The organism is Citrobacter sp. C6_1 (genome assembly GCF_014596835.2).
GTDB lineage: Bacteria > Pseudomonadota > Gammaproteobacteria > Enterobacterales > Enterobacteriaceae > Citrobacter > Citrobacter pasteurii.
The window spans coordinates 4,065,527-4,088,168 of the sequence record NZ_CP115031.1; the positions used below are offsets into that span (position 1 = coordinate 4,065,527).

At 53.0% G+C, this 22,642-nt stretch carries 18 protein-coding genes and 2 pseudogenes; 16 read left to right on the forward strand and 4 right to left on the reverse strand.

Annotation, left to right across the window (positions count from 1 at the left end; genetic code table 11):
- Positions 1–26: 26 nt before the first annotated feature.
- Positions 27–479: a YhcH/YjgK/YiaL family protein gene (locus tag IB196_RS19505; RefSeq protein WP_188232408.1), complete on the reverse strand. Its 453-nt coding sequence runs from the start codon at positions 477–479 to the stop codon at positions 27–29.
- A 672-nt stretch (positions 480–1,151) separates the two neighbouring features.
- Between IB196_RS19505 and arcA the strand changes: the two genes are divergently transcribed.
- From arcA to IB196_RS19530, 5 genes and pseudogenes are all read left to right on the forward strand, one after another.
- A complete protein-coding gene (gene arcA, locus IB196_RS19510; protein ID WP_003025834.1) occupies positions 1,152–2,372 on the forward strand; it encodes an arginine deiminase in 1,221 nt (406 codons plus the stop codon).
- Positions 2,373–2,381: 9 nt separating this feature from the next.
- On the forward strand, positions 2,382–3,314 hold the full coding sequence (gene arcC, locus IB196_RS19515) for a carbamate kinase (protein WP_005134182.1): 933 nt from the start codon (positions 2,382–2,384) through the stop codon (positions 3,312–3,314).
- A 59-nt stretch (positions 3,315–3,373) separates the two neighbouring features.
- Positions 3,374–4,374 (forward strand): annotated as a pseudogene (gene argF / locus IB196_RS19520) (ornithine carbamoyltransferase).
- Positions 4,375–4,429: 55 nt separating this feature from the next.
- Positions 4,430–5,833, forward strand: a complete 1,404-nt coding sequence (locus IB196_RS19525) for a YfcC family protein (protein WP_005134184.1) — start codon at positions 4,430–4,432, stop codon at positions 5,831–5,833.
- 144 nt (positions 5,834–5,977) lie between these two features.
- Positions 5,978–6,457, forward strand: coding sequence for an arginine repressor (locus IB196_RS19530; protein ID WP_003839609.1), 480 nt, complete (start codon positions 5,978–5,980; stop codon positions 6,455–6,457).
- On the opposite strand, the gene IB196_RS19535 is transcribed toward IB196_RS19530, so the two are convergent.
- On the reverse strand, positions 6,454–6,576 hold the full coding sequence (locus IB196_RS19535) for a hypothetical protein (protein ID WP_085951582.1): 123 nt from the start codon (positions 6,574–6,576) through the stop codon (positions 6,454–6,456). The genes IB196_RS19530 and IB196_RS19535 overlap by 4 nt on opposite strands.
- Here IB196_RS19535 and pyrL point away from each other — a divergent pair.
- The 6 genes and pseudogenes from pyrL (at position 6,556) to IB196_RS19565 (ending at position 10,034) form a co-directional block, all read left to right on the forward strand.
- Positions 6,556–6,692, forward strand: a pseudogene (gene pyrL, locus IB196_RS19540) (pyr operon leader peptide). The gene IB196_RS19535 and the pseudogene pyrL sit on opposite strands and share 21 nt — an antisense overlap.
- Before the next feature lie 2 nt (positions 6,693–6,694).
- Positions 6,695–7,630: an aspartate carbamoyltransferase gene (gene pyrB, locus IB196_RS19545; RefSeq protein ID WP_003025818.1), complete on the forward strand. Its 936-nt coding sequence runs from the start codon at positions 6,695–6,697 to the stop codon at positions 7,628–7,630.
- Positions 7,631–7,643: 13 nt separating this feature from the next.
- Positions 7,644–8,105 carry an aspartate carbamoyltransferase regulatory subunit gene (gene pyrI / locus IB196_RS19550; RefSeq protein ID WP_003025816.1) on the forward strand — a complete coding sequence of 154 codons (462 nt, stop codon included), beginning with the start codon at positions 7,644–7,646 and terminating at the stop codon, positions 8,103–8,105.
- Between the two features lie 76 nt (positions 8,106–8,181).
- Complete coding sequence (gene ridA / locus IB196_RS19555) at positions 8,182–8,568, forward strand: 2-iminobutanoate/2-iminopropanoate deaminase (protein WP_000047544.1); 387 nt, start codon at positions 8,182–8,184, stop codon at positions 8,566–8,568.
- A 395-nt stretch (positions 8,569–8,963) separates the two neighbouring features.
- Positions 8,964–9,479, forward strand: a complete 516-nt coding sequence (locus tag IB196_RS19560) for a YMGG-like glycine zipper-containing protein (RefSeq protein ID WP_188232406.1) — start codon at positions 8,964–8,966, stop codon at positions 9,477–9,479.
- A gap of 15 nt (positions 9,480–9,494) precedes the next feature.
- Positions 9,495–10,034: a DUF5384 family protein gene (locus IB196_RS19565; RefSeq protein ID WP_188232405.1), complete on the forward strand. Its 540-nt coding sequence runs from the start codon at positions 9,495–9,497 to the stop codon at positions 10,032–10,034.
- Positions 10,035–10,251: 217 nt separating this feature from the next.
- Here IB196_RS19565 and mgtA read toward each other — a convergent pair whose 3' ends face one another.
- Positions 10,252–12,948, reverse strand: coding sequence for a magnesium-translocating P-type ATPase (gene mgtA, locus IB196_RS19570; protein ID WP_188092808.1), 2,697 nt, complete (start codon positions 12,946–12,948; stop codon positions 10,252–10,254).
- A gap of 401 nt (positions 12,949–13,349) precedes the next feature.
- Between mgtA and treR the strand changes: the two genes are divergently transcribed.
- The 5 genes from treR (at position 13,350) to nrdG (ending at position 20,692) form a co-directional block, all read left to right on the forward strand.
- Complete coding sequence (gene treR / locus IB196_RS19575; protein ID WP_005134192.1) at positions 13,350–14,297, forward strand: trehalose operon repressor TreR; 948 nt, start codon at positions 13,350–13,352, stop codon at positions 14,295–14,297.
- A 156-nt stretch (positions 14,298–14,453) separates the two neighbouring features.
- The gene (gene treB / locus IB196_RS19580) at positions 14,454–15,872 is read left to right on the forward strand and encodes a PTS trehalose transporter subunit IIBC (protein ID WP_005134195.1); all 1,419 of its coding nucleotides are present in this window, start codon (positions 14,454–14,456) and stop codon (positions 15,870–15,872) included.
- A 49-nt stretch (positions 15,873–15,921) separates the two neighbouring features.
- On the forward strand, positions 15,922–17,574 hold the full coding sequence (treC, locus tag IB196_RS19585) for an alpha,alpha-phosphotrehalase (RefSeq protein ID WP_188232404.1): 1,653 nt from the start codon (positions 15,922–15,924) through the stop codon (positions 17,572–17,574).
- 408 nt (positions 17,575–17,982) lie between these two features.
- A complete protein-coding gene (gene nrdD, locus IB196_RS19590) occupies positions 17,983–20,121 on the forward strand; it encodes an anaerobic ribonucleoside-triphosphate reductase (RefSeq protein ID WP_005134198.1) in 2,139 nt (712 codons plus the stop codon).
- A gap of 106 nt (positions 20,122–20,227) precedes the next feature.
- On the forward strand, positions 20,228–20,692 hold the full coding sequence (gene nrdG / locus IB196_RS19595) for an anaerobic ribonucleoside-triphosphate reductase-activating protein (RefSeq protein ID WP_188232403.1): 465 nt from the start codon (positions 20,228–20,230) through the stop codon (positions 20,690–20,692).
- 33 nt (positions 20,693–20,725) lie between these two features.
- Here the strand turns inward: nrdG and IB196_RS19600 are convergent, their stop codons facing one another.
- Positions 20,726–22,639, reverse strand: coding sequence for a BglG family transcription antiterminator (locus tag IB196_RS19600; protein WP_005134200.1), 1,914 nt, complete (start codon positions 22,637–22,639; stop codon positions 20,726–20,728).
- Positions 22,640–22,642: the final 3 nt, after the last annotated feature.

The following is a 22,642-nucleotide window of genomic DNA, read 5'->3' on the forward strand; positions in this document are numbered from 1 at the left end:
GGCGAAGCCGCCTCCGGCAAATACACTTATGCCACCAGCATTTTCACCACGGCTTTACGTACCAGCGCCGGAGCGCCGACCGCGCACAGCGGTTTATGCACTTCGCCCGGATAGAACACCACGAAGTCCCCCTCGTTAAGCACCACCGTTTTCTCTTCAGCCCCTTCCGGCAAAAAGGCGATGTCTTTATCCGCCAGCCAGTCGGTTTCCGGTGCGCCCGCAGGCTGCGTGCTAAAAGTCATGCCTTCCTGACCTTTGAGCAGGATCTGGATATCCAGATAACGGACGTGATACTCGGCGCGACGCTGGGCAAACGGCTCCGTCATATCTTCGGCAATCAGATAAAACAGGCGATCGCCGTCAATGTCGTGCTTACCTTTTTCCGTCGCATCCGTCACGTGCGCTTTGATGTGTTCAATCGCCTGACGCAGCTCTTCCGGCAGCCAGGCATCCAGGTTGTGAATATTGCCAACAATCATCTCAAACCTCTTAATTAAAACAACGTTTCATTTTTATAGTTATACGAAAAAACCACCTGCCATACTACTGCTATTTGCCGATATTTTGCGTCAACGCATGTTTATCGCTGATGGTGTTAAATAATTGCTAACTCTCAGCAACAGGTTATGCATAAACTTTGCATAACTTTCGGCTACCCTTTTTCAACCTGATCAGTAACATACTGTTATTAAAAGTTTTATTAGAAAAACAAGCTATCGATCACAGTTCGCCTCTCCTTCGCTATCCTTCTTCATCGTCATATTTATTTTGAAATAAACTTTACCGCGCAAATAATAAAATCATATATTCGCATAATAATTCACAACACAGAAAAAAGCACAAATAAATCAATGCATTACTTATATTGTAGCACACTAAAAGTGTACATAAAATTAACACCGATAAATAACAAGACATATTCCCGCGTAGTAATTCAATTATTCATGTTTTTATTTTATTAATTCTCCGAGCCATATCATAAATTAAACATCAAAAGTCAAATATCGACCTGACTGTGAAATAAATCACGTTTCCTCATCAAATAAGATCTAAATATAGATTCCGAAATCAGCTGAAAAGTCATGACTGCAATAAATATTATTTGCAGGCACATCCTCTTTATTTTTTAAAATAGTATTAAAGGAATAATGATGGAAAAGCATTATGTCGGGTCTGAAATCGGTCAATTACGTAGCGTAATGCTACATCGCCCTAATCTCAGCTTAAAAAGGCTGACGCCATCAAATTGCCAGGAACTGCTTTTTGATGATGTTCTTTCGGTAGAACGTGCAGGAGAAGAACATGACATTTTCGCCAACACGTTACGTCAGCAAGGGATTGAGGTTCTGTTACTCACTGATTTATTGACACAAACCTTAGATGTCCAAGATGCCAAAGACTGGTTACTGGAGACACAAATCTCTGATTATCGCCTTGGCCCCGCTTTCGCTACCGATATTCGCGCATGGCTTGCAGATATGCAGCACCGGGAGCTCGCCCGGCATTTAAGCGGCGGGCTAACCTACGGGGAAATTCCTGCTTCCATCAAAAATATGGTGGTCGATACTCACGATATTAATGACTTTATTATGAAGCCATTGCCAAACCACTTATTTACTCGCGACACCTCCTGCTGGATATATAACGGCGTATCCATTAACCCGATGGCAAAAACCGCACGCCAGCGGGAAACCAATAACCTGCGAGCAATTTACCGTTGGCATCCACAATTTGCCGATGGTGAATTTATTAAATACTTCGGCGATGAAAATATTAATTACGACCACGCCACATTAGAAGGTGGCGATGTGCTGGTGATTGGTCGCGGCGCGGTACTCATCGGTATGTCGGAACGCACCACGCCGCAGGGCATTGAGTTCCTTGCCCAGTCCCTGTTTAAGCATCGCCAGGCTGAACGTGTCATCGCGGTTGAACTGCCGAAGCATCGTTCCTGTATGCACCTCGATACCGTCATGACCCACATTGATATCGATACCTTCTCCGTCTACCCGGAAGTGGTACGCCCGGATGTCCAGTGCTGGACCCTGACGCCAGACGGGCGCGGCGGCCTGAAACGCACCCAGGAAAGTACGCTGGTACACGCCCTCGAAAAAGCGCTGGGCCTCGACCAAATCACGCTGATCACCACCGGGGGCGACGCCTTCGAAGCTGAACGCGAACAGTGGAACGACGCCAACAACGTCCTGACGCTGCGCCCCGGCGTGGTGGTGGGTTACGAGCGCAACATCTGGACCAACGAAAAATACGACAAAGCCGGTATCACCGTTTTACCCATTCCTGGTGACGAACTGGGACGCGGACGCGGCGGCGCGCGCTGCATGAGCTGCCCACTGGAACGCGACGGTATTTAAGGAGACGTTATGGAAAACAAACCTACTCTGGTTGTGGCGTTGGGCGGCAATGCGCTGCTCAAACGCGGTGAACCGCTGGAAGCTGACATCCAGCGCAAGAACATTGAGCTGGCGGCAAAGACTATCGCTCAGCTCACACAGCAATGGCGCGTGATTCTGGTGCACGGCAATGGCCCGCAGGTTGGACTTTTGGCGTTGCAAAACAGTGCGTATGCCAGCGTTACCCCCTATCCGCTCGACATTCTCGGCGCGGAAAGTCAGGGGATGATTGGCTATATGCTGCAACAAGCGCTGAAAAACCAGCTGCCACAACGTGAAATTAGCGTCCTGCTGACTCAGGTTGAAGTCGATGCCCACGATCCAGCCTTCAGCAATCCGACCAAATATATCGGACCGATTTACGACGACGCTCAGGCTAAAACGCTTCACGCGGAAAAGGGCTGGATTTTCAAAGCCGATGGCAAAGCGTTCCGTCGCGTTGTGCCCTCTCCACAACCCAAACGTATCGTTGAAAGTGACGCTATTCGCACATTGATCGCCCGCGATCATCTGGTGATTTGCAACGGCGGAGGCGGCGTACCGGTGGTGGAAAAAGCCGATGGCTTCCACGGTATTGAAGCGGTGATCGACAAGGATCTCTCCGCCGCCCTGCTCGCCCGCCAACTCCATGCCGATGCGTTGCTGATCCTCACCGATGCTGACGCCGTGTACCTCGACTGGGGCAAACCTACCCAGCGCCCGCTGGCCCAGGTCACCCCGGAACTGCTCGGTGAAATGCAATTCGACGCCGGTTCAATGGGCCCCAAAGTCACCGCCTGCGCGGAATTCGTCTCTCACTGTCGTGGGATTGCTGGCATCGGTTCACTGGCCGACGGTTCGGCCATTCTCGCCGGCGACAAAGGCACGCTAATTCGTCCCGAAACCACCGACGCTCACGCTTAGGGCTTTTTTTGCCGGATGGCGGTTGCGCCGCCTTATCCGGCCTACATAAGGACATTTTCATGACTGTTAACCTGAAAAATCGCAATTTTCTCAAACTGCTGGACTACACCCCGGCGGAAATCCAGTACCTGATCGATCTGGCTATCGAGTTAAAAACGGCAAAAAAAGCCGGGCGCGAAAGGCAAACGCTGGTCGGTAAAAACATCGCACTGATCTTCGAAAAAACCTCCACTCGCACCCGCTGCGCGTTTGAAGTCGGTGCTTTCGATCAGGGCGCACAGGTGACCTACCTCGGCCCAAGTGGCTCGCAGATCGGTCATAAAGAGTCGATGAAAGATACCGCCCGCGTGTTGGGTCGCATGTATGACGGCATCGAATACCGCGGCTACGGCCAGGAGATCGTTGAAGAGTTAGGTAAATTTGCTGGCGTCCCGGTCTGGAACGGGCTGACGAATGAATTCCATCCTACACAGATCCTCGCGGATCTGATGACCATGCTGGAACACGCTCCGGGTAAAACCTTACCCGAACTGAGTTTCGCTTACCTCGGTGACGCCCGCAACAACATGGGTAATTCGCTGATGGTCGGCGCGGCGAAAATGGGGATGGATATTCGTCTGGTCGCACCGAAATCCTTCTGGCCGGACGAGGCGCTGGTTGCCGAATGCCGCGAAATCGCCAGCGTAACGGGCGCACGCATTACGCTCACGGACGATGTTGCAGAAGGGGTATACGACGTCGATTTCCTCTACACCGATGTCTGGGTTTCGATGGGCGAACCAAAAGAAGCCTGGGCAGAACGCGTCAGCCTGATGACGCCCTACCAGATTAACCAGCAGGTCATCAATGCGACCGGCAATCCTAACGTGAAATTTATGCACTGCCTGCCTTCCATAACGAACACACCAAAGTGGGCCGTGAAATTGAAGCGGCTTATGGCCTGAAAGGGCTTGAAGTCACGGAAGAGGTATTCGAGTCAGCGCATTCCATCGTCTTCGACGAAGCGGAAAACCGGATGCATACCATCAAAGCGGTCATGGTAGCGACACTCGGCGACTAACCCCAGCGGGCATCTGTCGCCTGGCGGCATATGCCCAAGCTATCCGGAGAACATCATGGGCAAATTCAAATTTCCCAGCGCGTATACCATCCTGTTTATTCTCATTGCGCTCGTCGCCGTTATGACCTGGATTGTCCCGGCAGGGAAATACCAGATGGCGATGAATGCTACCCTCGGCAAAGAAGTGCCGGTTGCCGGTACTTATGCCCCGACAGAGGCGCATCCACAAGGCATAACCGCTGTTCTGCTGGCACCGATTGACGGGCTTTATAACCACGAAACCTACACCGCAGGTGCAATTGATGTCGCGCTGTTTGTCCTGATCATCGGTGGTTTTCTCGGCGTGGTAAACAAAACGGGCGCCATCGACGCAGGCATCGAACGCGTGACGGTCAGGCTGAACGGCAAAGAAGAGTGGATGATCCCCATCCTGATGGGGCTTTTCGCCGCCGGAGGCACGATTTACGGCATGGCGGAAGAATCACTCCCTTTCTACACCTTATTAGTTCCGGTCATGATGGCCGCGCGCTTTGATCCACTGGTTGCTGCTGCGACCGTGCTACTCGGCGCAGGCATCGGCACGCTCGGTTCGACAATCAACCCTTTCGCGACGGTTATCGCCGCAAACGCCGCCGGGATCCCCTTCACCCAGGGAATGCTGATGCGCATTCTGCTGCTGGTCATCGGCTATGTTATCTGCGTGGTGTGGGTCATGCGTTATGCGCGCAAAGTCCGCAATCACCCGGAGTTGTCGATTGTGGCGGATAAAATGGAGGAAAACCGCGCGCATTTTCTCGGCAATCGCGGCAATGCCAATCTTGAATTCACGGCCACGCGTAAGTGGATCCTGCTGATATTCGCTGCCGCCTTTGCGGTAATGATTTATGGCGTCGCGGTACTCGGATGGTGGATGGCAGAAATATCCGCAGTCTTTCTGGCTTCCGCGATTATCGTCGGTGTGATCGCCCGCATGAGTGAAGAAGCCTTCACCAGTACCTTCATTGACGGTGCGCGGGATCTGCTCGGCGTGGCGCTGATTATCGGCATTGCGCGCGGTATCGTGGTGGTGATGGACAACGGCATGATTACCCACACCATTTTGCACAGCGCCGAAAATTTAGTCTCCGGTCTTTCCACCACCATTTTCATCAATGTGACCTACTGGCTGGAAGTATTGCTCTCCTTCCTGGTCCCTTCCTCGTCTGGTCTGGCGGTGCTGACGATGCCCATTATGGCCCCGCTGGCCGACTTCGCCCATGTGCAAAGGGATCTGGTCGTCACCGCGTACCAATCCGCTTCCGGCATTGTGAATCTGATCACCCCCACTTCAGCCGTCGTGATGGGCGGGTTGGCCATCGCTCGCGTTCCTTATGTGCGCTACCTGAAATGGGTCGCCCCGCTGCTGCTGATTCTGACGGTGCTGAACATGGTCGTCCTGAGTATCGGCGCGATGCTGTAGCCGTTTTGGCCGTCGGATCCCGACGGCTTTTTTGAGCGTGCTCTCGTTTTTCTGCACAACCGCCCGTTTGAGCCGTTATTGATATAGCAAATGTGGTGAATTTCGCCATCACATTGATACAAATGATAAACTTAGGGTGTATTTATGAAGGAATTCGATGATTACTCGACCAAAGAGCAGAAACAATTGGCGATTTGTCAGCGCCTGATTAGCGAAAAAAGCTACCTGTCCCAGGAAGCGCTTCGCCGCGATCTCCAACACCATGGTTTTACCGGAATTAGCCAGTCAACGGTATCCCGTCTGCTGAAACTGCTCGGGGCTATAAAAATAAGAAATACAAAAGGGCAAAAAATTTATTCTGTAAATCCGCAGTCGCGCCCCGCTCCTGATGCTGCCCGATCGATTGCTGAAATGGTGGTCAGCGTGGAGCACAATAGCGAATTTATCCTCATCCACACGGCGGCAGGTTATGGCCGTGCCGTTGCCAGAATCCTCGATTACCACGCGTTACCAGAGATTCTGGGTGTCATCGCTGGCAGCAGTATTGTCTGGGTTGCGCCGCGAGTTGTGCAGCGCACGGGGCTGGTGCACAAGCAGATTAACTATCTATTTAAAATGAATTAAAATTCATAAGAACCGTTTGCGGTGAATAAATTGTGCATTTTCCGCTTGATCCCATAACGGAGCTGAGTATAATCGCGGACAATTTGCCGGGAGGATGTATGGTTCAGTGTGTACGACATTTTGTCTTACCGCGTCTGAAAAAGGACGCTGGCCTGCCGTTTTGCTTTCCGTTGATCATCCATTCCGAGCCCCTCAATTGAGGGGCTTTTTTTTTTGCCCAGGCGTCAGGAGATAAACATGGCTAACCCGCTCTATCAAAAACACATCATTTCCATAAACGACCTCAGCCGCGATGACCTCAATCTGGTCCTCGCGACGGCGGCGAAATTAAAAGCCAACCCGCAGCCGGAGCTGTTAAAGCATAAGGTCATCGCCAGCTGCTTCTTTGAGGCGTCAACCCGCACCCGTTTATCCTTCGAAACCTCCATGCACCGCCTGGGCGCCAGCGTGGTAGGTTTCTCTGACAGCAGCAACACGTCGCTTGGCAAAAAAGGCGAAACGCTGGCCGACACCATTTCCGTCATCAGTACCTATGTCGACGCCATCGTCATGCGTCATCCGCAGGAAGGCGCCGCACGTCTGGCTACAGAGTTCTCCGGTAACGTTCCGGTACTGAACGCCGGCGACGGCTCCAACCAACATCCCACCCAAACGCTGCTGGACCTGTTTACCATTCAGGAAACGCAGGGTCGCCTGGACAATCTGCACATCGCCATGGTGGGTGACCTGAAATATGGCCGTACCGTCCACTCCCTGACCCAGGCGCTGGCGAAGTTCGAAGGTAACCGTTTCTACTTCATCGCCCCGGACGCACTGGCCATGCCGCAATACATTCTGGATATGTTGAACGAAAAAGGTATCGCCTGGAGCCTGCACGGCACTATCGAAGAGGTGATGGCGGAGGTCGATATCCTCTACATGACCCGCGTACAAAAAGAGCGTCTGGACCCGTCCGAATACGCCAACGTGAAAGCACAGTTTGTCCTGCGCGCCAGCGATTTGAACGGTGCCAGAGCAAACATGAAGGTGCTGCATCCGCTGCCGCGCATCGATGAAATCACCACCGACGTCGATAAGACGCCGCACGCCTGGTATTTCCAGCAGGCTGGCAACGGCATCTTCGCCCGCCAGGCGTTACTGGCACTGGTACTGAATAGCGAACTGGCACTGTAAGGGAGAAAAAGAGATGACACACGATAACAAACTGCAGGTTGAAGCCATCAAACGTGGCACCGTGATTGACCACATTCCCGCACAGGTTGGTTTTAAGCTGCTGACGCTGTTCAAACTGACGGAAACCGACCAACGTATCACCATCGGTCTGAACCTGCCGTCTGGCGAGATGGGCCGTAAGGATCTGATTAAAATCGAAAACACGTTCCTGACCGACGAGCAGGTAAACCAGCTCTCCCTGTACGCCCCGCAGGCAACGGTAAACCGCATTGACGATTACGACGTGGTGGGTAAATCACGTCCGAGCCTGCCTGAGCGTATCGATAACGTGCTGGTTTGCCCGAACAGCAACTGCATCAGTCATGCTGAGCCGGTTTCTTCCAGTTTTGCAGTGAAAAAACGCGCTGATGACATCGCACTCAAATGCAAATACTGTGAAAAAGAGTTTTCGCATTATGTGGTGCTGGCCAACTAATTGGGGTTGGTTATGAGATCCCGGCTCCCTATAATGAGCGGGAACATTCTATTACCGCTGTAATTCAGGAGAAATCATGAGCAAGACTATCGCGACGGAAAATGCACCAGCAGCAATCGGCCCATACGTTCAGGGCGTTGACCTGGGTAGCATGGTAATCACTTCCGGTCAGATTCCGGTCGATCCGAAAACCGGTGCCGTAGCGGAAGACGTATCCGCTCAGGCACGTCAGTCGCTGGAAAACGTAAAAGCTATCGTTGAAGCCGCAGGCCTGAAAGTGGGCGATATCGTAAAAACGACCGTCTTCGTTAAAGACCTGAACGATTTCGCTACCGTCAACGCCACCTACGAAGCATTCTTCACCGAGCATAACGCGACTTTCCCGGCACGCTCTTGCGTGGAAGTGGCCCGTCTGCCGAAAGACGTAAAAATCGAGATTGAAGCGATCGCCGTTCGTCGCTAGTTTTTAGCGACAATAAAGGAAGAACCCATCCAATAAATGCTGGTCATCAATGATGATCAGCTTTTTTCTAAGTACGCCGAGCCATCGCCAATTATAATTAACAGTGATAATTAAATCACCAAATCACAATCAAAAAATATATCAACCCACGTTAATAAATAACATCATCATTATAATATCGACATAATAATATAATTTACTAATCAGTTGATGGTTTTTTATAATTCCAATATGAATGCACGCATTACATTTATGTTCTTTTCCTAATGTAGACGGGAAATTATAAACCAGACCCATTATTTTATATATTCCTATAAAAACTTTGTAGGTTTACTTTTTTTCTAAATTCGATTTAGAATGCCTTGCTTTTATAATTAACTTAACAAGGAATGGTAATGAATTTTAAAAAAGCGCTTTTACCGATGTTCATCCTCTCTTCTTTTGCTTTGGCGGGTTGCCAGTCTAATGCCGATGACCATGCGGCTGATGTATATCAAACGGATCAGTTAAACTCAAAGCAAGAAACTAAAACCGTTAATATTATCTCTGTCTTACCTGCCAAAGTTGCCGTAGATAATAGCAAGAATAAACGTGCCGCGCAGGCGACTGGCGCAGTACTTGGCGCGGTAGCAGGTGGCGTTATTGGCCATAATGTGGGTTCTCGCAGCAATCTGAATACCACTGCAGGCGCAGCAACTGGCGCTGCGGCAGGTGCAGCCGCTGGCTCAATGGTCAACGATAAAACGCTGGTTGAGGGTGTGTCATTAACCTACAAGGAAGGCACAAAAGTCTATACCTCTACTCAGGTTGGCAAAGAATGCCAGTTTACAACAGGTCTGGCTGTAGTGATTTCTACTACCTATAACGAAACCCGTATTCAGCCAAACGCAAAATGTCCTGAGAAAAAATAAAAATCAGGAGACGTTATGAAACGAATTTTTCTCTGTGCCTTTCTGTCAGTAATCAGCGCAAATTCTGTTGCTTCCTCATTGCAGGATCAACTTTCTGCAGTTGCCCAAGCTGAAGAGCAAGGCAAAAAAGAAGAAAAGAAACAGTACGATGACTGGGCCGCGGAGCGTGACAGAGAGATTCAAAAAGAAAAACAACGACGCGCCAACGCGGCGGCAGCGGCAAATAAAAAAGCCGCTGCGGCAGCAGCCGAACGGCAAGCTCGCCAGGATAAACTGGATGCCGAAGCCAGCAAGGATAAAAAGCGCGATCAAGGCTATGAAGATGAATTGCGTAGTCTTGAAATTCAGAAACAAAAACTTGCTTTAGCGAGAGAAGAAGCCAGGGTAAAAAGAGAAAACGAGTACATCGATCAGGAGCTGAAACAGAAAGCAGCTGAAACCGATGTAGTGCAGTCAGAAGCTGACGCTAACCGGAATATATCTGAAGGCGGGCGCGATCTGATGAAAAGCGCGGGTAAAGCTGAAGAGAACAAAACCAAAAGCTGGTTTGATTAACGCTTTCCCGGGTACAAAAATGCGATTCGTTTCCTGGGAAGGATTTTCATGGTGTCATTAACAAAGACACATGACGATTGGAAATCCGCTATCGAAAAACGCCTGATATGTGCATCATCAGGCGTTTTTTACTACAAAAACCACATTTCCTTTACCGGATGGCGCAGCAAGCGATCTATCCGATCAACACAACGACAGTCGGTCAAAATAGCAACAATTACTGCCAGCCGTAGCGGCGGCTATAAAAACCTTTCACTAGCTGGGTTAATGTCATGTAGCCTGCCAGAATCGCAATCAGCCACGGGAAGTAGCTCAGCGGCAGCGCCTGCAATTGCAGATAGCTGGCCAGCGGCGAGAACGGTAACGCAATACCCACCACCATCACGACCAGCGTCATCAGCATCAGCGGCCATGCGGCGCGGCTCTGGATGAACGGCACGCGACGGGTACGGATCATATGCACAATCAGCGTTTGCGACAGCAGACCGACCACGAACCAGCCCGACTGGAACAACGTCTGATGTTCTGGCGTATTGGCATGGAAAACGAACCACATCAGGCAAAATGTCAGAATGTCGAAGATCGAACTGATCGGTCCAAAGAAGATCATAAAGCGGCCCAACTCGGCGGGATTCCAGCGCTGCGGCTTTTTGATCTGCTCTTCGTCAACGTTATCAAACGGAATCGCCACCTGGGATACATCGTACAGCAGGTTCTGAATCAGTAAGTGCAGCGGCAACATCGGCAGGAACGGCAGAAATGCGCTCGCCACCAGCACGCTAAATACGTTACCGAAGTTAGAACTGGCCGTCATTTTAATGTACTTCAGCATGTTAGAAAAAGTACGGCGTCCTTCGATCACCCCTTCTTCCAGCACCATCAGGCTCTTTTCCAACAGGATGATATCCGCCGCTTCACGCGCAATATCAACCGCACCATCAACGGAGATACCAATGTCCGCCGCGCGCAGCGCCGGGGCGTCGTTGATACCATCGCCCATAAAGCCTACTACGTGACCTTCACGCTTGAGCAGGGTCACAATGCGCTCTTTGTGCATTGGCGTCAGGCGGGCAAACAGCGTGGTGCGCTGAGCCAGTTTTGCCAGCTCATCGTCGCTTAACCCTTCAATACTGCTGCCGATAACCACATCGCCCGCATCCAGCCCCACTTCATGACACACTTTCGCCGCCACCAACTCACTATCGCCGGTGAGAATTTTCACCGTTATACCGCTGGCCTTCAGCGCTTTGAGCGCCGGGGCGGTCGTTTCTTTCGGCGGATCGAGGAACGCGATATAGCCTTCGAGGATCAAGTCTGACTCATCAATACGTTGATAGTCCCCTTCACGCGCGGGCAGGTATTTGGTTGCCACCGCCACCACGCGCAGCCCCTGGCGGTTCAGCGTATCGGTAACGCGTTTCACCCGACGCAGCATGTTGTCATCTAACGGGACAATCTCACCGTTATGCCGCACCTGGGTACAGACACTGAGTATCTCCTGCAACGCCCCTTTACATACCAGTTGATGCACATCGGTTTCTTCAGCGACCACCACCGACATGCGGCGGCGTTCGAAATCAAACGGGATCTCATCGATTTTTTGCCAGCGGGTAGAGAGCCGGCGGGCAGATTCTTCATCCACACCTTCGAGAACCGCAGTATCCAACAGGTTTTTCAACCCGGTCTGGTAATGACTGTTCAGCCACGCGGAATACAGGACATGTTCGCTGGGCTTGCCGGAGATATCGGTATGATTCTCCAGCACAATTTTATCCTGAGTCAGGGTACCGGTTTTATCGGTACACAGAATATCCATCGCGCCAAAGTTCTGGATGGCGTCGAGGTGTTTGACGATGACCTTTTGTTTTGACAGCTTCACCGCCCCGCGCGCCAGCGTTGAGGTGACGATCATCGGCAGCATTTCCGGGGTCAGTCCCACCGCCACAGACAGCGCAAACAGCGCCGCTTCCCACCAGTCACCTTTGGTATAACCGTTGATGATCAGCACAATCGGCGCCATCACCAGCATAAAGCGGATCAGCAGCATACTGACGCGGCTGATCCCTTTCTGGAAGGCATTCTGCTCGCTTTCCTGCTCACTGACGCGGCCCGCCAATTGCCCGAACCAGGTATTAGCTCCGGTCGCAATCACGATGGCCTGCGCCGTGCCGCTCACCACGTTGGTGCCCATAAAGCACAGGGTATCGCACTCCAGCGGGTTGTTTTGCTGCGGGTCGCGGCTGGTCGCGACTTTCTCCACCGGCAGCGATTCGCCGGTCAGTGAAGCCTGAGCCACAAACAGGTCTCGCGCCTGCACCACGCGCAGATCGGCTGGGATCATATCCCCTGCCGCCAGTTTGATAATATCGCCAGGAACCAACTGGTCGATTGGCAGCTCAACCCAGCCGTTCTCTCCTTTCTCGTTGATGACGCGCAGCACCGTAGCGGTGTTGCTGACCATTGCTTTCAACGCATCCGCCGCTTTGGTGGAACGCGCCTCCTGCACAAAATTCAGCAACGTGGAGATAGCGACCATCAGCGCGATGACGCCCGCGGCAAACAGATCCTCGGTGGCATAGGAAATCGCACCGAGGATGGTCAGCAGAATATTAAACGGGTTGCGGTAGCAGACCCACAGATGTACCCACCATGGCGACGGCTTTTGCGTCGGCAATTGGTTTTCGCCATGCTTTTCGCGGGCGCTCTCCACTTCTGCGGCGTTCAACCCTTCCGGGTGCGCGCCGAACGTTTTCCACAGCGCCTCTTCGTCCATCAGCGCCATTTTCAGGCAATGTTCGCTCAGTGAAGGCGGGATCGGCGTGCTGGCGACGGTCTGCGCATTGGGTAGCGGATCGCGATGCACCAGACGATGCGGTAAATGGCGGTTCAGCCGTGCAAACAGCTGGCGAGTCATATTTTTGAACATAGGCAGTCCCCCTGCACCAGTATCAACAGGCGCAGTAAATCCTTCAGGCGTGGCAAAGCCTTGCCTGATGGCAATCTCAAAATCGTAACAGGGGCGTCAGAACGTCACTGTCTTACAGTTCCGGTAAGACAGTGAAAGACAGGCTTACCGGAAAAGGTTGTTTCTCCATTTCGGGAGAGGGGTGGGATCGGGATCCATATAGCCTCCGGTAAGTGAATGATTTGCGCTGCGGATTATACGCAGAAAACCATAAGGTTTGTGACAATTATGGCGGTATGATAAACCATGGAAACTAAACCAAACGTATACCAGACTTTGCCCATTGCACTGCGCGTGAGTAAAGTTATTCTCTATTTGGCATAACTTCGCACGCAACACGGGAAAACAGGATGCAAAACCGGCTGACAATTAAAGACATCGCCCGCTTAAGCGGCGTGGGAAAATCAACCGTTTCCCGCGTCCTTAACAACGAAAGCGGCGTGAGCGAACGCACCCGCGAACGCGTTGAAGCCGTGATGAATCAGCACGGTTTTTCCCCTTCCCGCTCCGCGCGCGCCATGCGCGGACAAAGCGACAAGGTGGTGGCGATTATCGTTACGCGTCTGGACTCGCTTTCGGAAAATCTCGCCGTGCAAACCATGCTTCCCGCCTTTTATGAGCAGGGTTACGACCCGATCATGATGGAAAGCCAGTTTTCGCCCGAGCTGGTAGAGGAGCATCTGGGAATGCTCAAACGTCGCAACATTGATGGCGTGGTGCTGTTTGGTTTTACCGGCGTAACGGAAACCATGCTCACCTCCTGGCAGGACTCTCTGGTGCTGCTGGCAAGAGATGCCAAAGGCTTTGCCTCCGTCTGTTATGACGACGAAGGCGCTATTCATACCCTGATGCAGCGTCTGTACGATCGTGAACACCGCCAGATCAGTTTTCTTGGCGTTCCCCATAGCGATGTGACCACCGGCAAGCGCCGCCATGAAGCTTATCTGGCATTCTGTAAGAAACACAAACTGCATCCGGTTGCCGCGCTGCCGGGTCTGGCCATGAAGCAGGGCTATGAGCAGGCCGCCAGTGTCATCACCCCGGAAACCACCGCATTAGTCTGCGCGACGGACACCCTCGCCCTTGGGGTCAGCAAATACCTGCAGGAGCAGCGAATTGAGAACCTGCAGTTGGCGAGCGTGGGCAGCACGCCGCTGATGAAATTCCTCCATCCGGAAATTATCACCGTCGACCCAGGATACGCCGAAGCCGGGCGACAAGCGGCCTCACAGCTGATCGAGCAGATCAACGGCCGCAGCGAACCACGACAAATCGTTATTCCCTCCAGCCTCTCCTGATTGCTTTCTGAGCGTTAATTTGTGATCTTCGCTGCGTTTCGGGAACGTTCCCATTTTTAAATTTTTATCGACGATATACTCTGGCGCCAACAACGCGAGAGTTGCCGGATGGCGACCTAACGCGTCTTATCCGGCCTACGGGGAACACACGTCATCATGAGCAAAATAAAACAAGCAGACATCGACCGGCTGATTGAGCTGGTAGGCGGGCGCGACAATATCGCCACAGTGAGTCACTGCATTACTCGCCTGCGTTTTGTGCTGAATCAGCCTGCGAACGCCAGGCCGAAAGAGATCGAACAGTTGCCGATGGTCAAAGGCTGCTTCACCAACGCCGGGCAATTTCAGGTGGTGATTGGCACCGAGGTGGGCGATTACTACAAAGCGCTGCTGGCGACGACTGGACAAGCCAGCGCCGACAAAGAGCAGGCGAAAAAAGCGGCGCGGCAGAATATGAAATGGCATGAACAGCTGATTTCTCATTTTGCGGAGATCTTCTTCCCGCTGCTGCCCGCGCTGATTAGCGGCGGCTTAATCTTAGGTTTCCGTAACGTGATCGGCGATCTGCCGATGAGCAACGGCCAGACGCTGGCACAGATGCATCCTTCGCTGAAAACCCTTTACGACTTCCTGTGGCTGATTGGCGAAGCGATCTTCTTCTATCTGCCGGTCGGGATCTGCTGGTCGGCGGTGAAAAAAATGGGCGGTACGCCGATCCTCGGTATTGTGCTGGGCGTAACCCTGGTTTCACCGCAACTGATGAACGCCTATTTGCTCGGTCAGCAGGTGCCGGAAGTGTGGAACTTCGGCCTGTTCAGTATCGAGAAAGTGGGCTACCAGGCACAGGTTATTCCGGCGCTGCTGGCGGGACTGGCGCTCGGCTTTATTGAAACGCGGATGAAACGCATCGTGCCGGATTATCTGTATCTGGTGATCGTCCCGGTGTGCTCGCTGATCCTTGCGGTGTTCCTCGCACACGCCTTCATCGGTCCGTTTGGTCGCATGATCGGCGACGGCGTCGCGTTTGCGGTTCGTCATCTGCTGACCGGCAGTTTTGCCCCGATCGGCGCGGCGTTGTTCGGCTTCCTGTACGCCCCACTGGTGATCACCGGCGTGCATCAGACTACGCTGGCCATCGACATGCAGATGATCCAGAGCATGGGCGGCACGCCGGTATGGCCGCTGATCGCGCTGTCGAATATCGCTCAGGCCTCTGCGGTGGTGGGCATTATTATCTCCAGTCGCAAACACAACGAACGTGAAATCTCAGTCCCTGCCGCCATCTCCGCGTATCTCGGGGTCACTGAACCGGCAATGTACGGGATCAACCTGAAATACCGTTTCCCGATGCTGTGCGCGATGATCGGTTCCGGTCTCGCCGGGCTGCTGTGCGGCCTGAACGGTGTGTTGGCGAACGGGATCGGCGTCGGCGGTTTACCGGGCATCCTCTCCATCCAGCCGACCTACTGGCAGGTCTTTGGTATGGCGATGGCTATTGCGATTGTTATCCCAATGGTACTGACCTCATTTGTTTACCAGAGAAAATATCGTCTGGGCACATTACAAATCATCTAACTTTTCTTCGGGGCGCAGTTGCGCCCCAGCGTATTTCCAGGAAACAACCATGACTATTCCACACTGGTGGCAAAACGGCGTTATCTATCAGGTTTACCCCAAGAGTTTTCAGGACACCACCGGCAGCGGCACCGGCGATTTACGCGGCGTGACGCAGCGTCTCGACTATCTGCAAAAGCTGGGCGTCGATGCTATCTGGCTGACGCCGTTCTATATTTCGCCACAGGTTGATAACGGCTACGACGTCGCGGATTACCTGTCTGTCGATCCGACCTACGGTACGCTGGAAGATTTTGACGAACTGGTCGCGCAGGCAAAAGCGCGCGGTATCCGTATTATTCTCGATATGGTGTTTAATCACACCTCAACCCAGCACGCGTGGTTTCGTGAGGCGCTGGATAAAGACAGTCCGTATCGTCAGTTTTATCTCTGGCGCGACGGCACACCAGACAGCACGCCGAACAACTGGCGCTCCAAATTTGGCGGTAGCGCCTGGGGCTGGCACGCCGCAAGCGAGCAGTACTATCTGCACCTCTTCGCTCCGGAGCAGGCAGACCTGAACTGGGAGAACCCGGCGGTCCGCGCCGAGCTGAAAAAAGTGTGCGAGTTCTGGGCCGATCGCGGCGTGGACGGTCTGCGTCTCGACGTGGTGAATCTGATCTCTAAAGATCAGGACTTCCCGAACGATCCCGACGGCGATGGGCGGCGTTTTTATACCGACGGCCCGCGCGCACATGAATTTTTGCGCGAGATGAACCGCGACGTCTTCACGCCACGCGGCCTGATGACGGTCGGCGAGATGTCTTCCACCACGCTGGAAAACTGCCAGCAGTACGCCGCGCTCGATGGCAGCGAACTGTCGATGACCTTTAACTTTCACCACCTGAAAGTGGATTACCCCAACGGTGAGAAGTGGACATTAGCCAAACCGGATTATGTGGCGCTGAAAACCCTGTTCCGCCACTGGCAGCAGGGCATGCATAATCAGGCCTGGAACGCGTTGTTCTGGTGTAACCACGACCAGCCGCGCATCGTGTCGCGTTTTGGCGATGAAGGTAAATACCGCGTTCCAGCCGCTAAAATGCTGGCGATGGTGCTGCACGGTATGCAGGGCACGCCCTATATCTACCAGGGTGAAGAGATCGGCATGACCAACCCGCACTTCAGCCAGATTACCGATTATCGCGATGTGGAAAGCCATAATATGTTTGCCGAACTGAACGGTCAGGGGCGAGATGCCAACGAATTGCTGGCGATCCTCGCCAGTAAATCCCGCGATAACAGCCGCACGCCGATGCAGTGGGATGCCAGCCAACACGCGGGCTTTACCGAGGGCGAGCCATGGATCAATCTGTGTGACAACGCGGCGGAGATCAACGTGGCGGCAGCGCTGAGCGATGCCGACTCGGTGTTCTATGCTTATCAGCGACTGATCGCACTGCGCAAAAGGGAGCCGGTTATTACCTGGGGCGACTATCAGGATTTGTTACCGGACAGCCCGCATCTGTGGTGTTACCAACGCGAGTGGCAAGGGCAGCGGCTGCTGGTCATTGCCAATCTGAGCGATACCTTCCAGAGCTGGCAGCCGCACCATACCGGGGGAAACTGGCAGGTGCTGATGCACAACTATGCCGAGGTCGCCAGCCAACCTGCAGACATGACGCTACGTCCTTTCGAAGCCGTCTGGTGGGTACAAAAGTAGCTTGCAATTGGCGTCAGGCCCGGCAGGTGTAGCGTTGCCGGGCTTCAGTGCTGACACAGCATTTACCCTACTGTTTTTGTTGAATAATCAATCAGATTTTTCTGCCCACAATTTACAATCGCTGTACTGCCCGTCATCTGTACGCTCCGATTTTTACTTTGCGCTACATCAAATAAATCGTAAACATCCTTGATGCAAATCACTACATATAGAACTTAAAATGCACGCCGACCCAATATGTTGTATTAATCGACTACAATTGCTACAACGACATTTCCCCGGTTAGCGGTGGAATTGTGGATAAAGTGGGTCAGGATTGCGGGAAGTCATTGGCCTGATAGATGAATAAACCCATGGCCGCTTCCCCAACCTCTGTGGATAACCTGTTCTTATAAATATGGAGTGATCATGACACCGCATGTGATGAAACGAGATGGCTGTAAAGTGCCGTTTAAATCAGAGCGCATCAAAGAAGCCATTCTGCGTGCAGCTAAAGCAGCGGGAGTCGATGACGCAGATTACTGTGCCACCGTCGCAGAAGTCGTTAGCAGTCAGATGAATGAGCGCAGCCAGGTCGATATCAACGAGATCCAGACCGCGGTAGAAAACCAACTGATGTCTGGTCCGTACAAACAACTCGCCCGTGCGTACATCGAATATCGCCACGACCGTGATATCCAGCGTGAAAAACGTGGCCGTCTGAACCAGGAAATTCGTGGTCTGGTTGAGCAAACCAACTCTGCTCTGCTGAATGAAAATGCCAACAAAGACAGCAAAGTAATCCCGACCCAGCGTGACCTGCTGGCTGGTATCGTTGCCAAACACTATGCACGTCAGCACCTGCTGCCGCGTGATGTGGTTCAGGCGCACGAGCGTGGTGATATTCACTATCACGACCTCGATTACTCGCCGTTCTTCCCAATGTTCAACTGCATGCTGATCGACCTGAAAGGCATGCTGACGCAGGGCTTTAAGATGGGTAACGCGGAGATTGAGCCGCCAAAATCCATCTCGACCGCAACCGCCGTCACCGCGCAAATTATCGCGCAGGTTGCCAGCCACATTTATGGCGGCACCACGATCAACCGTATTGATGAAGTCCTCGCGCCATTCGTGACCGAGAGCTTTAATAAACACCGTAAAACCGCTGAAGAGTGGCAGATCCCGGATGCTGACGGTTATGCGCATTCCCGTACCGAGAAAGAGTGCTACGACGCATTCCAGTCCCTTGAGTATGAAGTGAATACCCTGCATACCGCTAATGGTCAGACGCCATTCGTCACCTTTGGTTTTGGCCTGGGGACCAGCTGGGAATCACGTTTGATCCAGCAATCCATTCTGCGTAACCGCATCGCGGGACTGGGTAAAAACCGTAAAACAGCCGTCTTCCCGAAACTGGTTTTCGCCATTCGCGACGGCCTGAACCACAAGTTTGGCGATCCAAACTACGACATCAAACAGCTGGCGCTGGAATGCGCAAGCAAGCGTATGTACCCGGATATCCTGAACTACGATCAGGTAGTGAAAGTCACCGGTTCGTTCAAAACCCCAATGGGCTGCCGTAGCTTCCTCGGCGTCTGGGAAAACGAGAACGGCGAACAGATTCACGACGGGCGTAACAACCTCGGCGTTATCAGCCTCAACCTGCCGCGTATCGCGCTGGAAGCCCATGGTGACGAAGCCACCTTCTGGAAACTGCTCGACGACCGTCTGATTCTGGCACGTAAAGCGCTGATGACCCGTATCGCACGTCTGGAAGGTGTGAAAGCCCGCGTTGCGCCAATCCTGTATATGGAAGGTGCCTGCGGCGTGCGTCTGAAAGCGGACGATGATGTGTCTGAAATCTTTAAAAATGGCCGCGCGTCTATCTCGCTGGGTTACATCGGCATTCACGAGACCATCAACGCGCTATTTGGTGATAAGCACCTGTATGACAGCGAAGAGCTGCGCGCCAAAGGTATCGCCATTGTCGAACGTCTGCGTCAGGCTGTTGATCAGTGGAAAGACGAGACCGGCTACGGTTTCAGCCTGTACAGCACGCCGAGCGAAAACCTGTGCGACCGTTTCTGCCGTCTCGATACCGCCGAATTTGGCGTGGTGCCAGGAGTGACCGATAAAGGTTACTACACCAACAGCTTCCACCTCGACGTGGAGAAAAAGGTTAACCCGTACGACAAGATCGATTTCGAAGCACCGTACCCGCCGCTGGCAAGCGGAGGCTTCATTTGCTACGGCGAATACCCGAATATTCAGCACAACCTGAAAGCGCTGGAAGACGTCTGGGATTACAGCTACCAGCACGTGCCGTATTACGGGACCAACACGCCAATCGATGAATGCTACGAGTGCGGCTTTACCGGTGAGTTCGAATGCACCAGCAAAGGCTTCACCTGCCCGAAATGTGGTAACCACGACGCCGCGCGCGTGTCGGTCACCCGCCGCGTCTGCGGTTATTTAGGCAGCCCGGACGCCCGTCCGTTTAACGCCGGTAAGCAGGAAGAAGTGAAGCGCCGCGTTAAGCATTTAGGTAATGGGCAGATAGGTTAATCCGCTGCCACGTTAATGCCCGGTGGCGCTGCGCTTACCGGGCCTACGGACCGCACTCTTATTGTAGGCCGGGTAAGCGCAGCGCCACCCGGCATGGTTACAAGCTATGAACTTTCACCAATACTATCCCGTCGACATCGTTAACGGCCCCGGCACCCGCTGCACGCTGTTTGTGTCCGGGTGCGTGCATGAATGCCCCGGCTGCTATAACAAAAGCACCTGGCGGCTCAATTCCGGCCAGCCGTTTAGCAAAGAGATGGAAGATAAGATCATTGCCGATCTAAACGATACGCGAATCAAGCGCCAGGGGATCTCGCTCTCCGGCGGCGATCCGCTGCATCAGCAAAACGTGCCGGATATCCTGAAACTGGTGCAGCGCGTTCGCGCTGAGTGCCCCGGCAAAGATATCTGGGTGTGGACCGGCTACAAGCTCGATGAACTCAACGCTGCACAAATGCAGGTGGTCGATCTCATCAACGTGCTGGTCGATGGCAAATACGTGCAGGATCTCAAAGACCCGGCGCTAATCTGGCGCGGCAGCAGCAACCAGGTTGTGCATCATTTGCGTTGATCTCCAGGCGGTTAATATTCTGTTTTCCGCCTCTCAAAAACGGCTCACACACTCCATGGCGACGGTTTTGAACTCACTGAAATTCTGGCATGCGCAGAGCCGCGTCATCGCGCGCTCGCGCAGGAAGGTGACGAAAATATCGTAGATCGCCATCGCTTCTTCGTATTCGCTTTTGCTAATGGCGAGCAAGAAAATCACGTGTGCCGTTTCATCGCCCCATGCAATACCCTGCGGGGCGAGGATGGTGTAGACCACCGTTTTCTTCGCCAGCAGACCGAGGGCGTGCGGCAGCGCGATGCCGTCGCCCAGCATGGTGCTGACAATGGCCTCACGTTCAACCACTGAATCAAGAAACTCCGCGTCGACAAAACCTTCATCCTGTAACTGATAACATAACGTTTTGAACAGCGTCTGCTGATCCATGGTGCCGTCGATCACGCGAAAGTGGGCGGCATCGAAAAACTTGTTCAGCATCCACGGGCGGGTTCTGTCCACCAGCACCAGTTTGCCAATTTGCTCCAGTTGATAATCGGTCGGGAACGGCGCAATCATCACTACAGGCTTATCTTTTTCACCGATCCGCGCGGTAGAGATAACAAAATCTTCGCTAATGCTTTCCCGCTGTTCGTAGTCACGCAGCGTGACGGTATCGACGATTTCTATCTGCGGATACTTACGCGCCAGCACCGCTTCAATCATCCGCGCCATCGCATTTCCGGCATCGCATACCAGCAGAACTTTCGGCTGCCTCTGGTAACCGATGTTGTAACTACGCTCTAACCCAACGCCAATATGCAGGACCAGAAAGCCGATCTCATTTTCACTGATGATATACGGCGTATATTTCCCCCAACCCGAGACGGCGGCCAGCGTCATATCCCATGCCATCGGGTAGTGCTGTTTAATATTTTCCAGCAACGGATTGGGGATCATTATCTGGTAGCGCACGCGGGTGATCATCGTCTTAATATGTGTCAGCAGATCGGCATGCAACTGTTTGTCATTCAACAGGTTGTAGTTGTACTGAGTGTTGATAAAGCGCAGGATGTAATTGACCAGCGCTTCGTCATCATCGGCATTGATGGCGCTGGGCGCAATCTCCTGTACCTGACGGGCGGCAATGTGTACCTGAAGCCAGTTTTCTTCATACACGGAAAGCGGCTTGTCTGCCAGTTGGTGCAAAATCCCCGCAATCTCTCTTGCCGCCTGGCACACCGCCTGTTCAGTTTCTTCTGCGGCAAACTCCGGCAATGGATACCCTTCGCTAATCCGCCGTACCGCCACCGCGCAGTACAAGCGTAAAAACAGCTCGCCTTCATCGGTCAGACGAATATGGAAACGGGCAAAAATATCCTGCAGAACAGGCTGTAGTTGCTCAGAGATCCCGGCATTCAGCGCCTCCTGCATCACTAACGGGTGCTGCGGATCCTGCTGCGCCAGCGCCCACAGCAGATCGGTCAAACAGGCGCGGATCGCCATCTCGCTGCCAAACAGCTTCATGCCGTGACGGGGGCGCGTTTCCAGCGTCAGACGATAACGTTGCAGGTGTTCACGAACTTCGGCCATATCGTTTTGCAGCGTCGCACGACTGATAAACCATTCATCAGCTAAATCTTCAAGCTTCAGTGAAAAGGCCGACGTCAGAAAACGGACCACCAGCCAGTGTACCCGCTCCTGGCTGGTTCGCGGGATGCGCAGCAACGTTTCAGGCTGCTGCGTTTGCAGAGAGTGATAACTTACCGGGTCGTCAATTTTAAGCTGGTAACCGCTGCCCCGGCTGAGAACAAACTGCGCGCCGTACTGAGTAAGCAGCGCGTTTAGCGCAGTGATATCCGCCCGTACGGTGCGTGTGGAAACCGACAACCGCTGCGCCAGCTCGTCCTGTGGAAGCGCTTCGTTTTGCAGCATGCCAAACAGCTGCGCTAAACGTTGGTTGGGGAATCGCACGTC

What these genes read in the sequence shown, in the direction of transcription:
- IB196_RS19505 (WP_188232408.1), bottom strand. Translation starts at nt 479, where the DNA reads ATGATTGTTGGCAATATTCACAACCTGGATGCCTGGCTGCCGGAAGAG.
- arcA (WP_003025834.1), top strand. Translation starts at nt 1,152, where the DNA reads ATGGAAAAGCATTATGTCGGGTCTGAAATCGGTCAATTACGTAGCGTA.
- arcC (WP_005134182.1), top strand. Translation starts at nt 2,382, where the DNA reads ATGGAAAACAAACCTACTCTGGTTGTGGCGTTGGGCGGCAATGCGCTG.
- IB196_RS19525 (WP_005134184.1), top strand. Translation starts at nt 4,430, where the DNA reads ATGGGCAAATTCAAATTTCCCAGCGCGTATACCATCCTGTTTATTCTC.
- IB196_RS19530 (WP_003839609.1), top strand. Translation starts at nt 5,978, where the DNA reads ATGAAGGAATTCGATGATTACTCGACCAAAGAGCAGAAACAATTGGCG.
- IB196_RS19535 (WP_085951582.1), bottom strand. Translation starts at nt 6,576, where the DNA reads ATGTCGTACACACTGAACCATACATCCTCCCGGCAAATTGTCCGCGAT.
- pyrB (WP_003025818.1), top strand. Translation starts at nt 6,695, where the DNA reads ATGGCTAACCCGCTCTATCAAAAACACATCATTTCCATAAACGACCTC.
- pyrI (WP_003025816.1), top strand. Translation starts at nt 7,644, where the DNA reads ATGACACACGATAACAAACTGCAGGTTGAAGCCATCAAACGTGGCACC.
- ridA (WP_000047544.1), top strand. Translation starts at nt 8,182, where the DNA reads ATGAGCAAGACTATCGCGACGGAAAATGCACCAGCAGCAATCGGCCCA.
- IB196_RS19560 (WP_188232406.1), top strand. Translation starts at nt 8,964, where the DNA reads ATGAATTTTAAAAAAGCGCTTTTACCGATGTTCATCCTCTCTTCTTTT.
- IB196_RS19565 (WP_188232405.1), top strand. Translation starts at nt 9,495, where the DNA reads ATGAAACGAATTTTTCTCTGTGCCTTTCTGTCAGTAATCAGCGCAAAT.
- mgtA (WP_188092808.1), bottom strand. Translation starts at nt 12,948, where the DNA reads ATGACTCGCCAGCTGTTTGCACGGCTGAACCGCCATTTACCGCATCGT.
- treR (WP_005134192.1), top strand. Translation starts at nt 13,350, where the DNA reads ATGCAAAACCGGCTGACAATTAAAGACATCGCCCGCTTAAGCGGCGTG.
- treB (WP_005134195.1), top strand. Translation starts at nt 14,454, where the DNA reads ATGAGCAAAATAAAACAAGCAGACATCGACCGGCTGATTGAGCTGGTA.
- treC (WP_188232404.1), top strand. Translation starts at nt 15,922, where the DNA reads ATGACTATTCCACACTGGTGGCAAAACGGCGTTATCTATCAGGTTTAC.
- nrdD (WP_005134198.1), top strand. Translation starts at nt 17,983, where the DNA reads ATGACACCGCATGTGATGAAACGAGATGGCTGTAAAGTGCCGTTTAAA.
- nrdG (WP_188232403.1), top strand. Translation starts at nt 20,228, where the DNA reads ATGAACTTTCACCAATACTATCCCGTCGACATCGTTAACGGCCCCGGC.